At 43.0% G+C, this 12407-nt stretch carries 12 protein-coding genes; 9 read left to right on the forward strand and 3 right to left on the reverse strand.

What is annotated here, in order from left to right:
• The first annotated feature begins 20 nt into the window (after window positions 1-20).
• The 6 genes from ACSX1A_RS07415 (at window position 21) to groL (ending at window position 5745) form a co-directional block, all read left to right on the forward strand.
• A complete protein-coding gene (locus tag ACSX1A_RS07415) occupies window positions 21-1298 on the forward strand; it encodes a sigma-54 interaction domain-containing protein (protein ID WP_439882986.1) in 1278 nt (425 codons plus the stop codon).
• Window positions 1282-1809 carry an LptE family protein gene (locus ACSX1A_RS07420; RefSeq protein ID WP_439882987.1) on the forward strand — a complete coding sequence of 176 codons (528 nt, stop codon included), beginning with the start codon at window positions 1282-1284 and terminating at the stop codon, window positions 1807-1809. Before ACSX1A_RS07415 ends, ACSX1A_RS07420 begins: the two co-directional genes overlap by 17 nt.
• A gap of 33 nt (window positions 1810-1842) precedes the next feature.
• The gene (locus ACSX1A_RS07425) at window positions 1843-3126 is read left to right on the forward strand and encodes a hypothetical protein (protein WP_439882988.1); all 1284 of its coding nucleotides are present in this window, start codon (window positions 1843-1845) and stop codon (window positions 3124-3126) included.
• A 1-nt stretch (window position 3127) separates the two neighbouring features.
• Window positions 3128-3514, forward strand: coding sequence for a preprotein translocase subunit SecG (secG, locus tag ACSX1A_RS07430; RefSeq protein ID WP_439882989.1), 387 nt, complete (start codon window positions 3128-3130; stop codon window positions 3512-3514).
• A gap of 264 nt (window positions 3515-3778) precedes the next feature.
• A complete protein-coding gene (gene groES, locus ACSX1A_RS07435) occupies window positions 3779-4069 on the forward strand; it encodes a co-chaperone GroES (protein WP_439882990.1) in 291 nt (96 codons plus the stop codon).
• A 38-nt stretch (window positions 4070-4107) separates the two neighbouring features.
• Window positions 4108-5745 (forward strand): chaperonin GroEL, encoded by a 1638-nt coding sequence (groL, locus tag ACSX1A_RS07440; RefSeq protein WP_439882991.1) that lies wholly within the window; start codon window positions 4108-4110, stop codon window positions 5743-5745.
• Between the two features lie 76 nt (window positions 5746-5821).
• Here groL and ACSX1A_RS07445 read toward each other — a convergent pair whose 3' ends face one another.
• A complete protein-coding gene (locus ACSX1A_RS07445) occupies window positions 5822-6430 on the reverse strand; it encodes a hypothetical protein (protein ID WP_439882992.1) in 609 nt (202 codons plus the stop codon).
• A 175-nt stretch (window positions 6431-6605) separates the two neighbouring features.
• The gene (locus ACSX1A_RS07450; protein WP_439882993.1) at window positions 6606-8000 is read right to left on the reverse strand and encodes a peptide MFS transporter; all 1395 of its coding nucleotides are present in this window, start codon (window positions 7998-8000) and stop codon (window positions 6606-6608) included.
• A 625-nt stretch (window positions 8001-8625) separates the two neighbouring features.
• Here ACSX1A_RS07450 and pckA point away from each other — a divergent pair.
• The 3 genes from pckA (at window position 8626) to ACSX1A_RS07465 (ending at window position 11807) form a co-directional block, all read left to right on the forward strand.
• Window positions 8626-10239, forward strand: coding sequence for a phosphoenolpyruvate carboxykinase (ATP) (gene pckA / locus ACSX1A_RS07455; RefSeq protein WP_439882994.1), 1614 nt, complete (start codon window positions 8626-8628; stop codon window positions 10237-10239).
• 144 nt (window positions 10240-10383) lie between these two features.
• On the forward strand, window positions 10384-11100 hold the full coding sequence (locus ACSX1A_RS07460; RefSeq protein WP_439882995.1) for a 16S rRNA (uracil(1498)-N(3))-methyltransferase: 717 nt from the start codon (window positions 10384-10386) through the stop codon (window positions 11098-11100).
• A 41-nt stretch (window positions 11101-11141) separates the two neighbouring features.
• Window positions 11142-11807 carry a DUF4159 domain-containing protein gene (locus ACSX1A_RS07465; RefSeq protein ID WP_439882996.1) on the forward strand — a complete coding sequence of 222 codons (666 nt, stop codon included), beginning with the start codon at window positions 11142-11144 and terminating at the stop codon, window positions 11805-11807.
• Between the two features lie 51 nt (window positions 11808-11858).
• Here ACSX1A_RS07465 and ACSX1A_RS07470 read toward each other — a convergent pair whose 3' ends face one another.
• Window positions 11859-12371: a hypothetical protein gene (locus ACSX1A_RS07470; RefSeq protein ID WP_439882997.1), complete on the reverse strand. Its 513-nt coding sequence runs from the start codon at window positions 12369-12371 to the stop codon at window positions 11859-11861.
• Window positions 12372-12407 lie beyond the last annotated feature (36 nt).

Consider the following 12407-nt stretch of genomic DNA (forward strand, 5'->3'; position numbering starts at 1 on the left):
GATCTTCAAAACTGAAAATCATGCGCAATATTGATATACAAAGTATAAAGCAACGTTTTGGCATTATTGGTAACTCACCCTTACTGAATCATGCTATTCAGGTTGCCGCACAGGTTGCCCCCACCGAGATGACGGTGCTCATTACTGGTGAAAGCGGCAGTGGTAAAGAATCCTTTTCCAAGATCATTCACCAGTTAAGCCCGAGAAAGCACGGCCAGTTTATTGCTATCAACTGTGGAGCGATACCGGAAGGAACAATAGACTCGGAGTTATTCGGACACGAAAAAGGATCTTTCACTGGTGCCTCAGAAACAAGAAAGGGTTATTTTGAGGTAACAGACGGAGGCACTATTTTTCTGGATGAGATCGGTGAAATGCCGCTCGGAACACAGGCAAGATTGCTTCGCGTGCTGGAAAACGGTGAATTCATTAAGGTAGGATCTTCAAAGGTTCAGAAAACAGATGTGCGTGTAGTAGCTGCTACCAATGTGAACCTGATGAATGCCGTGGAAAAAGGCAAGTTTCGGGAAGATCTCTATTATCGCTTGAATACGGTGCCTATCACTGTGCCCTCATTACGGGAACGCGGGGATGATATCTACTTACTATTCCGCAAGTTTGCAGCTGATTTTTCGGAGAAGTATAAAGTTAAACCGATCACGCTCACCCCGGATGCAATTCAGGTGCTGATCTCCTATCGTTTTCCAGGCAACATCCGTCAGCTTAAAAATATTGTAGAGCAGATCTCGGTTCTGGAGTATAACCGCGAAATTGATGCGCAAAAGCTAAAGCATTACCTTCCTGGTGAGCAAGGCAGCAGTTTGCCAGCCCTGTTTAATAAAGAGACTTCCACAGATCAGCCTTTCTCAGAAAGAGATATCCTGTATAAAGTACTTTTTGATATGCGCCGGGATGTTTCTGAGCTTAAAAAGCTGGTGTTCGACATCATGACCCATCAGCCTAATGATCAGGACCTTATAAAGGAACATGGCCACTTGTTTGACAATATAGAAACTGTTAACGGGCGTACAACTTTCCAGCAACAGGAGCACAAACACGCAGATAACTTTTACCTGCCAGTAAAGCAGGCGCAGATGCAGGATTATGAAGATCAAAAGGTAGAAGATATTTCGCACGAGACAGAAGAAGAAAGCTTATCTTTAGAAGACAAAGAAAAGGAGCTGATCCTGAAAGCGCTTAAAAAGCATAATAACAAGCGGAAATATGCCGCTCAGGATCTGGGAATATCAGAAAGAACACTTTACCGCAAATTAAAGCAGTATGACATTGAAGATTAATTATAAGGTACTTGCCCTGGTACTACCCTTGCTTCTGTTAGCGTGTGGCGGGTGTGGTATCTACTCCCTGTCAGGTTCTACTCTTCCGCCTGACGTGAAGACCATTTCGATCCAGAACTTTGAAAACCCAACCGGGGAAGGTCCTGCAAACCTTACAAACATTGTTACCAATAACTTCAAGAACTTTTACCGTCGTAACACAAATTTAAATATCGCGCAACGCGACGGGGACTTGCAATTAGAGGGGCAGATCGTTAGCTTTACCTATACACCCGCTGCGATACAAAGAGAAGGTGTACAAGATATAGCGGGACTGAACAGATTAACGCTAGGTATACAGGTACGCTATAACAACACAAAAAATCCTGAAAAGAACTTTGATCAGCTGTTTAGCATTTCTCAGGATTTTCAGCAGGATGTGGATGTTACACAGATCTCTCCTGCTGCCATAGAGCAGCTTACAGAGCGACTTGTAACGGATGTGTTCAATAAAACAGTAGCCGACTGGTAGTTATAACCCCCAGCAGAACGATTACTAGACCTAATGAATAAATCAGCTTTTCTTAAACTGATAAAACAGGTATCGGATATCTCGGACCAGCAAACAGAGGAGCTGGAAAAGGTAGCCGCTACTTTCCCGTATTGCCAGACAGCCCATCTTCTACTTGCCAAGTCAGCTTATGACAAAGGAAGTATGCTTTCGTCGCAACGCCTGCGCAAAGCATCGTCCTATGCCACTGACCGTCAACTGCTCAAACGAATCATCTATACATCTTCTGTGGCAGAACCTGTTTTTGACACACAGGTAGCAACAGAAGAACAAGCACATTCTGAAGCCTCTCATGTTAAACCTGCACTTGATGACAACACAGCTCAAGCGCCTGTTTATGAGGATTATATATTAGGTGAGATTGTAGACAGTGATGAGCTGGATTTTACAGAAGAAACAGAAGAGGAACAAGCAATTGCTGCGAATAGTACTGACCAGCATAAAGTAACCGATGAGCTAGCAGCTCCCAAGGCTACGTTAGCTGACAACGAGCTGCCGCCTATTTCCGAAGAAGCAGAGAACATTGATTCAGAAGCAGAGAACGTTGATTCGGAACTTGCGATGCTTTTGACCATCAACAGCCTTAGTTCTTCTTTCACAGATTTACTGGCAGAAAGATTAGAAGACGCAGCTGAGGCTGTATCTGAAACTACTCCAGCAGAAGAAACAGATAGCAGTTCAACGGATACCGAAGCTGAGTCGCACACTAATGAAGACGGGTCTGAGGAGCCGGTTTCTTTAAGTTTGACAGAGGAAGAACCCCAAACCGAGGATACTTTTGAACCTGCCGAGGCGCCGGTGAACTATAGCTTTCATGAAATTGACCGCATATTAGTTGCTGATGCGCTTGGCTATTGGATGGCTTCGAGCAGAATGGGCGAATCACTGGAGCTAAAAAATGATTATACCCGGCCTTCTGCCAGTTTCCATCCGGAGTTAATTTTAGAGTACAGTAAAACGCATGAGCTGGAAAAAGCTGTTCCGGCTGCCCAGAACGATATAAGCTGTCAATTGGAAATAATTGATCAGTTCCTTAAGCTAAATCCACGGCTTAAAACAATGAATAACATCAAATTAAAGCCGGAGCCGCAGGAAGACCTTTCATTAAAGAGTACGAAGATCAAGAAAGGAATGGCCTCTGAAAACCTGGCTTCCATCTTCCTTAAACAAGGCAAGGTGAAGAAAGCTTTGAAAATATATGAGCAACTCATTTTGAAAAATCCGGAAAAAAAGAGTTACTTTGCCGAACAGATAGAAAAATTACAAACCTTAAGCTAATATGTACATCGCCCTTATCAGTATTATTGTTTTCATTTGCGTGCTGCTTATTTTGGTTGTGTTGGCTCAAAATCCTAAAGGAGGCGGACTTTCAAGCCAGTTCGGTGGTAGCACCAGCCAACTTATGGGCGTTAAGCGCACAGGAGATCTGCTGGAGAAACTTACTTGGGGCTTTGCTATAGCACTGGTAGTTCTTACACTTGGCACACACATGATGGGAAATTCAGCCAACAATGGTGGTGCTCTTGAAAGAACGATCAACGAAGAGCGTGCCCGTCAGTCTAACCTGCCTGCTGCTCCTTCTACTTTACCAGGAACAACTGCTGACACAACGGCTGCTATACCTGGTGCTGCAGAGATACCTGCCATGATAGACACAGCAAATTAGTAAGCAAGTACTAAACATAAACAAAGAAGCCGGCCTTATGGGGTCGGCTTCTCTGTTTTAAGGGAATCTGAACGTGGCTGTCAGGTTCTTTCCTAAAAAGTTCCCGTCTGTCAGCCAAATATGTCAAACTTGTCAGGTGCTTTAGCGTTTAATGCTGAAAAAATGACTTAGAATGGCAGGAAATCAGCCTTGGCACAGGAAGTGATAGTACCCATGAGGTTATAAGCTAAAATATCAACCGTTAAACTTAATAACATAACAACTATGTCAATCAGCATTAAACCATTAGCAGACAGAGTAATTGTAGCTCCTGCTGCAGCAGAAGAAAAAACAAAGTCTGGTATCATCATTCCTGACACTGCTAAAGAGAAGCCACAGCGTGGCGAGGTAGTAGCCGTTGGCGAAGGTAAAGTATCTGAGCAAGGCTCTCTGATGAAACCACAGGTTAAAGTAGGTGACCAGGTGTTATATGGCAAGTATGCAGGAACAGAGATATCTGTAGAAGGCAACGATTACCTGATCATGCGCGAATCTGATATTCTGGCAGTCCTTTAATTCAAACCAATTCATTCAATTATCTAATAGATATAACTATGGCTAAAAACATCACATTTGATGCCGACGCTCGCACCAAAATAAAGGCTGGCGTTGACAAACTGGCAAATGCTGTTAAAGTTACCTTAGGTCCGAAGGGCCGCAACGTGATCATCGATAAAAAATTCGGTGCTCCAACAATTACTAAGGATGGCGTTTCAGTAGCGAAAGAAATAGAGCTGAAAGACGCGATCGAAAACATGGGTGCTCAGTTAGTAAAAGAAGTTGCTTCTAAAACTGCTGACCAGGCCGGTGACGGTACTACTACTGCTACTGTACTCGCTCAGGCGATTTACACAGCTGGTATCAAGAACGTTGCTGCCGGTGCTAACCCAATGGACCTGAAGCGTGGTATCGACAAAGCGGTAGACGTGGTAGTTAAGAACCTGCGTTCACAGTCTAAAAAAATCGAGAACTCTTCCGAGATCTCTCAGGTAGGTACTATCTCTGCCAACAACGATCCTGAAATCGGCAAAATGATCGCTGATGCAATGGATAAAGTAGGTAAAGACGGTGTAATCACTGTTGAGGAAGCAAAAGGTACAGAAACTGAGGTAAAAACTGTAGAAGGTATGCAGTTTGACCGTGGTTACCTTTCTCCATACTTCGTTACAAACGCGGAGAAAATGGAAGCTGAGTTTGACAACCCTTATATCCTGATCTACGACAAGAAAGTTTCTACCATGAAAGAATTGCTTCCTGTATTGGAGCAAGTAGTTCAGACAGGTAAAGGCCTTATCATCGTTGCTGAAGATGTTGACGGGGAAGCACTTGCTACCCTGGTAGTAAACAAGCTGCGTGGCTCGCTTAAAATTGCTGCTGTTAAAGCTCCGGGCTTCGGCGACAGAAGAAAAGCTATGCTGGAGGATATCGCTATCCTGACAGGAGGTACTGTTATCTCTGAAGAGCGTGGCTATAAGTTAGAGAACGCAACACTGGAGTATCTTGGCCAGGCAGAGAAGGTTATCATAGACAAAGACAATACAACGCTTGTTAATGGCGCTGGTCAGAAAGATGATATCGTAGCTCGCGTTAACCAGATCAAAGCGCAGATGGAAACAACTACATCTGACTATGATAAAGAGAAACTGCAGGAGCGTTTAGCGAAGCTTTCAGGTGGTGTGGCCATCCTTTACATCGGTGCTTCTACAGAAGTTGAGATGAAAGAGAAGAAAGATCGCGTTGATGATGCACTTCACGCTACGCGTGCAGCCGTTGAAGAAGGTATTGTAGCAGGTGGTGGCGTTGCCCTTATCCGTGCTATTGCTGCCCTTGACAACGTTGATGTATACAATGCAGATGAGCAGACAGGTGTTCAGATCATCAAGACAGCACTTGAGGCGCCTCTTAGAACGATCGTATCTAACGCAGGTGGTGAAGGCTCAGTAGTTGTTCAGGCAGTTCGTGAAGGCAAAAGTGACTTTGGTTACAATGCTCGTGACGATAAGTATGAGAACATGTTTGCTGCAGGTATCATCGACCCAACTAAAGTAACGCGTCTTGCACTTGAGAACGCTGCTTCGATTGCTGGTCTTTTACTTACAACTGAATGTGTAGTATCTGAAGAGCCAGAAGATGAAAAAGGTGGTGCTCCATCTATGCCTCCAGGAATGGGTGGTATGGGCGGCATGATGTAATCATCTTTCCATATACTATAAAAGAACCCGGGCCTTTGTTGGTCCGGGTTCTTTTTTTTAATGCTAGTTACCAGGGCTAAAGTAACTCTTTAACCGTAATATGTATTTCATGTGGGGCAACTTCATCGCCTCCGAAGTATGGGTACAACAGGTACCCTTCTCCGGGGCCAGTACAGAACCTGGGCATTATCACTTTAACCTCGTTTACCAGAAATACATATTGATTCTCTTCAAACCTGAGCTCACAGATAGTAGGTTTCCCAACTTGCAGAGCTGAAATAAACTGGTAAGAACGCTGTTGGTTTGTATAAGTATAGGCCAGTATTTCCAATCTGTTATTAAACCATCTCCAGCCAAAGCGTGCACTGTTAGTATGATGTAGTGAGTTACAGTCAGACAAGCCGTAGAGCTTATTTATGTCTCCCTGGTTCCTGGGGTCCAGCGTCTGGTAAACTGCTGAGCTATCAAACGTAACTTCAAAACGCATAATCTTGGTACTGACGCTCTTCAGTCCGTTATTACAAGAGTGCTCACCTTTCATGATAATATAATGACCACTACTACCCTGGTCAGGAACTACAAGGTCGTCAACCGCTTTAATTATATCACAAGAAAAAAATACGAGGGGTATAAATAAAATGATCAAAGAGATCTTGTACAATTTTTTAAATGAGGCTGGTAACATGGCTAAAAGTATAGAATCAGAATAAGGGCAATTTAAGTAATAGAAAAGAGTGTTTGATTCTGACAAATGTTGTGGTAGAACATTTTATCATTTTAAAAAAGTTTAAAAATAAATACAAAAAAAGGCTCCTGCTATTTCTAGCAGGAGCCTTTAAAATTTATATTAGTTACTACTATTAATGGATGCCATGCATCAGTTTTACTAATCGCTTGGATAGTAAGAAAAGTATGAAAGCTGCTGCTGCTGCAATACCTACAAATATCATGAAGAAGGTAGACATTGACTGCGTCTGTGCCATTTCATCGATCATACCTGCAAGCGCACCGCCAATATAGTTACCAATAGCGGAAGCGAAGAACCAAACCCCGAACATTACACCCACCAATCTGATCGGTGAAAGTTTATTCACGAATGAAAGACCTACCGGAGATAAGCAAAGCTCGCCCATCGTGTGCAATAGGTAAGCAAATACTAACCATAACATGCTAACTCCTGCTGTCTCGGCACCTTTAGGAATAGAAAGCGAACCGAAAACAAGTACTGCAAATCCAAGAGAAAGTAACAGTAAGCCAATAGCAAACTTATATGGGCCATCCGGATCAATATTACGCTTCGACAGCTTTACCCATAGCATAGAGAACACAGGTGCAAGCGTAAAGATAAAGAAGGCATTGACAGACTGGAACCAGGTTGCTGGTACTTCAAAGTTCAGGAAGTCAATCGTTCTGTCTGTGTACTTATAAGCAAAGATGTTCATGGAAGAACCTGCCTGCTCAAAGGCTAACCAGAAAAGGATAGAGAAGAAAGAAAGTGTGAAAATAACAGTTAAACGATCACGCTCAACTTTAGTAAGCGGCTCTTTTGGTTTCTGAGCTACAGACTTGTCTACTTTTTCAGGCTTAAGACCAATCTTGCCAAGCTTGCGTCTGCCAAGGTAGAACTGAACAAGGCCTAAGCACATACCTATACCAGCTGCTCCGAATCCATAATGCCAGCCAACAGTTTCGCCTAACCATCCACATATCAAAGATCCCAGGAAGGCTCCCAGGTTAATACCCATGTAGAATATAGTATAAGCAGAGTCTTTTAATTTACTTCCTTCAGGGTAAAGCTGCCCAACCATTGAAGAAATATTTGGCTTAAATAGTCCGTTACCCAGAATAAGAAGCCCAAGGCCTGCATAGAAGAACGGCATTGACTCTATAGCAAGGGAAGCATGGCCCAGTGCCATCAGGGAACCACCGATAAGTACTGCAGACCTGAATCCAAGGTATTTATCAGCTAAATAACCACCTAAAAGCGGTGTTACATATACTAAGCCTGTGTAGAGGCCATAAAGCTGACCTGCATCGGCTGAATTCCAACCTAATCCTCCTTTTGAGATCTCAGAGATTAGATAAAGAGTTAGCAGGGCTCTCATACCGTAGTAGCTGAAGCGTTCCCACATTTCTGTGAAGAAAAGCATGTACAGCGCCTTTGGGTGTGACAACTTAGCCCCTTCTTTCTCTGTACCATATGGTACATTATGTTTACTGACTAGATCAGTTACCGGGCGTTCTTTGTAAGACATAAAAAAGATTAAAAGGTTTGTTATTAGTTTAAAAACAGCCTAAGTGGAATGTAAATATATAATTCTGGCGGAACAGTGACAAACATTTGGCAGTGCAGCCCTAAATAATGTTCTGAACTGAAATCTGCGAAAAAATTACAAAAACCTCTTAAACAGCAACAAAAATCAAAAAACAATGCTTCTTTGTCTACGTAGACACCTGCAGAAGCATATTAGGTGGAAGATTGCGAAGTATACTGCAAAAGAAGGTGCTTGGCACACTTGTTTATCGCAGTTCCAATCTGATGAAAGTGATTTTAAAAATTAAACACAACTCATGTTACTTACCAACTACAAACTGTACGTTAATACAGCATCAGTGCTCATCGATTAGATGCATCCAAAAGTAGCTCCATGGAGCAAAATCTTTCACAACAGCAAACAGCTTTTTATCTAAACTGAGCGTTCAAAGAAAGTAAATATATCAGTTTAAATGCAGTATGGCAAATAATTAACGCATCTCCTGTTTTGTTGCAGCAAGTCTGTGCAATATTTGCAAAACAGGATATTTTGATATATTTTTTTTATATTTTTGTACCACGTAACCGAATAATACTGTTCATATAATAAAACACAAAGTATTTCAATGAAAGAAACCGGACATAAATCAAATGCAGTAGGACTTGAGTCTATCGGCATTAAGGAGGCTAAAGAGGTTCTATGGAACCTTACTCCTGCAGAACTGGTGGAAGAAGCCATTAAAAATGGTGAAGGCGTTCTGACTAATACAGGTGCGCTGATGTGCGATACAGGAAGTTTTACCGGTCGTTCACCTAAAGATCGTTTTGTTGTAAAGGATGAGAAAACAGCTGATACTGTTTGGTGGGGTGATATAAACATCGCATTTGATCCGGAGAAGTTTGATCAGTTACAGGAGAAAATGACTGATTTCCTGAAAGATCGCAAACTTTACGTGCGTGATGCTTATGCAGGCGCTCATCCTGACTATCGTCTGAATCTGCGTGTAGTTAACACACAAGCATGGCAGAACCTCTTCTGCAACGACATGTTCCTGCGTTTAACTCCGGAAGAACTGAAAGACCATCAGCCAGAATTTACCATTATTTGTGCGCCAGAGTTTAAGGCTGATCCTGCTGTTGATGGTACTAGACAGGAAAATTTTGCTATTATCAACTTCACCAAAAACATGATCCTTATCGGTGGTACAGGGTATGCCGGTGAAATGAAAAAAGGTATTTTCGGTGTCTTGAATTATATCCTGCCACAGGAGCGCCAGACACTCTCAATGCACTGCTCTGCCAACGTTGGTAAAGACGGTGACACAGCCATCTTCTTTGGTTTATCCGGTACTGGTAAAACAACTCTTTCCGCTGACCCTGAGCGCGGCCTGATTGGCGACGATGAGCATGGTTGGGCTAAAGACAGTGTTTTTAACTTTGAAGGCGGTTGCTATGCCAAAGTTATTGACCTTACCCACGAAAAAGAACCACAGATCTGGGATGCTATCAAGTTCGGTGCTATTGTTGAGAATACACGCTTTTATGAAGGCACCCGCACAGTAGATTACACCAATAAGTCAGTAACGGAGAATACACGTACTGCTTACCCGATCTACCACATCGATAATGCGATTGAACCATCCAGAGCAGATATTCCTAAGAATATTTTCTTCCTTACCGCAGATGCGTTTGGCGTATTGCCTCCAATATCCAAACTGAACACCAGCCAGGCTATGTATCATTTCATTTCAGGGTATACTGCAAAAGTTGCAGGTACTGAAGTGGGTGTAACTGAACCGCAAACAACTTTCTCTGCTTGTTTCGGTGCTGCATTCCTTCCGCTACATCCAACCAAGTATGCTGAAATGCTGGGCAAGAAAATGGAGGAAAGTCATGTAAATGTATGGCTTGTAAATACAGGTTGGACTGGCGGCCCTTATGGTGTGGGTTCACGTATGAAACTGCCATATACGCGTGCAATGATCACAGCAGCTTTGAACGGGGAACTGAACAATGTAACATATACGAAGCATCCTATCTTTGGTGTGGAGATGCCTAATAGCTGTCCTAATGTTCCTGACAACATTCTGAATCCGCGTAACACCTGGTCAGACAAGGCCGAGTATGATGCAAAAGCAGCAGACTTAGGATCAAAGTTTGTTAAGAATTTCCAGAAATATTCAGCTTTCGCAAATGAAGAAATCTTAGCTGGCGCTCCTAATGTAGAAGTAACAGCTTAACATTTCATTTTTATAAAATAAAAGCCTCTCTATTTAGTTAGAGGGGCTTTTTCATTAAAACCCAGGCTGCTCGCTCATTTTACTTTCGTATAAGTAAGTAACAGGCATACTGACCAGAAAAACCTTAAAACAAAAACCATAAAAGTGCACTTATTCTATACCCCTGACATATCCGGTGAAATTTATACGCTAAACGAAGAAGAGTCTAAGCATTGTACCCGTGTGCTTCGGTTACAACAAGGTGATACTGTATACCTTGTGGATGGCATTGGCGGGATGTATACTGCTGTTATTCAGGATGCGCATCAGAAGAAATGCCAGCTGCAAGTAATTGACAAGCAGATAGAATACGGCAAACTTCCTTATGTATCCCACATTGCCGTTGCTCCTACAAAGAATATGGATCGCATGGAGTGGTTCGTAGAAAAAGCGGTTGAAATAGGTGTCAGCGAAATCACATTCCTGCTCTGTGAGCATTCAGAAAGAAAGAACCTGCGCCTTGACCGACTTGAAAAAATAGCCGTCAGTGCCATGAAACAATCACAGAAAGGCTATATGCCCCTGATGAACGACCTGACACCCTTCCATCGTTTTGTACAAAAGGCCTTTAGCGATTCAACTTTTATTGCACACCTGGAAGATGATGCTACTAAAAGCTTGAAAGATTATTACAGCTTCGGACAGCCGCACTGCATCATGATCGGTCCGGAGGGAGATTTTTCGCCGGCAGAGATCAAGGCTGCGTATGCAGAGGGTATAAGGCCGGTTACTTTAGGCCAAAGCCGACTACGAACCGAAACGGCGGCACTGGTGGCCTGCCATACGTTAAATGTACTGCACGATGTGTTTGCCCCGTTATAAGTAAAGTCAGCAGCTTTAAATAATTCCTACATAATCTGAAAATGAAACATTACCTGTTCACCCTGCTCCTGTTCATTATGTTTGTGCCGGCAAGTATGGCACAGAATTACAGCTTCAAAATAGCTAAGCTAAAGTATAATGGCGGTGGTGACTGGTATGCGAATAAAACGTCTTTACCTAACCTGATCCGGTTCTGCAATCAAAACCTGAACATGAACATTGCCCCCGACGAGGCGGTGGTGGAGGTTGGTAGCCCGGAACTATTCAGTTATCCTTTTGTGCATATGACGGGGCATGGAAACGTTGTTTTTACAGATGCTGAGGCTCAGAACTTGCGTAACTACCTGCTAAGCGGCGGGTTTCTTCACATTGATGATAATTACGGGCTGGATAAGTATATCAGGAATGAGATGAAAAAAGTGTTTCCCGAATACGAGTTTGTGGAACTGCCTTTCGACCACCCAATCTACCACCAGAAGTATGATTTCTATAATGGGCTACCCAAGGTACATGAGCATGATAATAAACCGCCCCAGGGATTTGGTATCATTCATAAAGGGCGCCTGGTGTGTTTTTATACCTATGAGACTGACCTAGGCAATGGTTGGGAAGATCAGGAAATTTACAATGATCCTGAGCCTATCAGGCAACAGGCTTTACGTATGGGAGCCAACATACTTACTTATGCCATGGTGCACTTTATGTAATGCGGCTTAACAGCAGATTTTTCTATCAGAAAAGGTGGATAGTTTACAGCGCTAATTATACTTGCGGTTTAATATTTCAGTCAATATGATTGCATCACGAACGGTTGTGGGGTTACGGAGCAATTTTGCATAATGGCTTGTACGCTGTAGCCTCACCTCCTTCTCATACGCCTCAAATACGGGTTTATTTCGTTTACCTGATCGTTTAGCCGCTTCCAGTGCCTCTGCTGTTTTTTCCCAGGAAAGAGCTCTTGGCGCTTTATCTTCGTAACTCTTATACTTTATCTCGGCTGGCATTACAGGAGCAAGAGGCGGGATATTCTCCTGCACCTTTTCTTTGGCTGCTTCTACTATAGCTCTACCCTTTTCCGCTTTTGGTTGCAACTCGCGCAGTATATCCTCAAATGAAGTTGAAGGCTTGCTGGGGTAATCCGTGGCTCCTTTTTGGTTGCGTGGCGCGGGTAGCTCATCTTCATCCGGGGTTTTAAATGCTTTTCGCCACTGTGTGAACAGGAAATAGGCGACAGCGGCCAAAATATAAAGTATGATCTTAAAATCGTCCATGGATCTTGTCTCTTTACCAAATATAAACTTTTAGCT

The organism is Pontibacter sp. MBLB2868 (genome assembly GCF_051904785.1).
GTDB lineage: Bacteria > Bacteroidota > Bacteroidia > Cytophagales > Hymenobacteraceae > Pontibacter.

Excerpts from the sequence above, each read along its gene's own strand:
- ACSX1A_RS07415 (WP_439882986.1), top strand. The coding sequence starts at position 21 with ATGCGCAATATTGATATACAAAGTATAAAGCAACGTTTTGGCATTATT.
- pckA (WP_439882994.1), top strand. The coding sequence starts at position 8,626 with ATGAAAGAAACCGGACATAAATCAAATGCAGTAGGACTTGAGTCTATC.
- ACSX1A_RS07470 (WP_439882997.1), bottom strand. The coding sequence starts at position 12,371 with ATGGACGATTTTAAGATCATACTTTATATTTTGGCCGCTGTCGCCTAT.
- groES (WP_439882990.1), top strand. The coding sequence starts at position 3,779 with ATGTCAATCAGCATTAAACCATTAGCAGACAGAGTAATTGTAGCTCCT.
- ACSX1A_RS07465 (WP_439882996.1), top strand. The coding sequence starts at position 11,142 with ATGAAACATTACCTGTTCACCCTGCTCCTGTTCATTATGTTTGTGCCG.
- groL (WP_439882991.1), top strand. The coding sequence starts at position 4,108 with ATGGCTAAAAACATCACATTTGATGCCGACGCTCGCACCAAAATAAAG.
- ACSX1A_RS07450 (WP_439882993.1), bottom strand. The coding sequence starts at position 8,000 with ATGTCTTACAAAGAACGCCCGGTAACTGATCTAGTCAGTAAACATAAT.
- secG (WP_439882989.1), top strand. The coding sequence starts at position 3,128 with ATGTACATCGCCCTTATCAGTATTATTGTTTTCATTTGCGTGCTGCTT.
- ACSX1A_RS07425 (WP_439882988.1), top strand. The coding sequence starts at position 1,843 with ATGAATAAATCAGCTTTTCTTAAACTGATAAAACAGGTATCGGATATC.
- ACSX1A_RS07445 (WP_439882992.1), bottom strand. The coding sequence starts at position 6,430 with ATGTTACCAGCCTCATTTAAAAAATTGTACAAGATCTCTTTGATCATT.
- ACSX1A_RS07420 (WP_439882987.1), top strand. The coding sequence starts at position 1,282 with ATGACATTGAAGATTAATTATAAGGTACTTGCCCTGGTACTACCCTTG.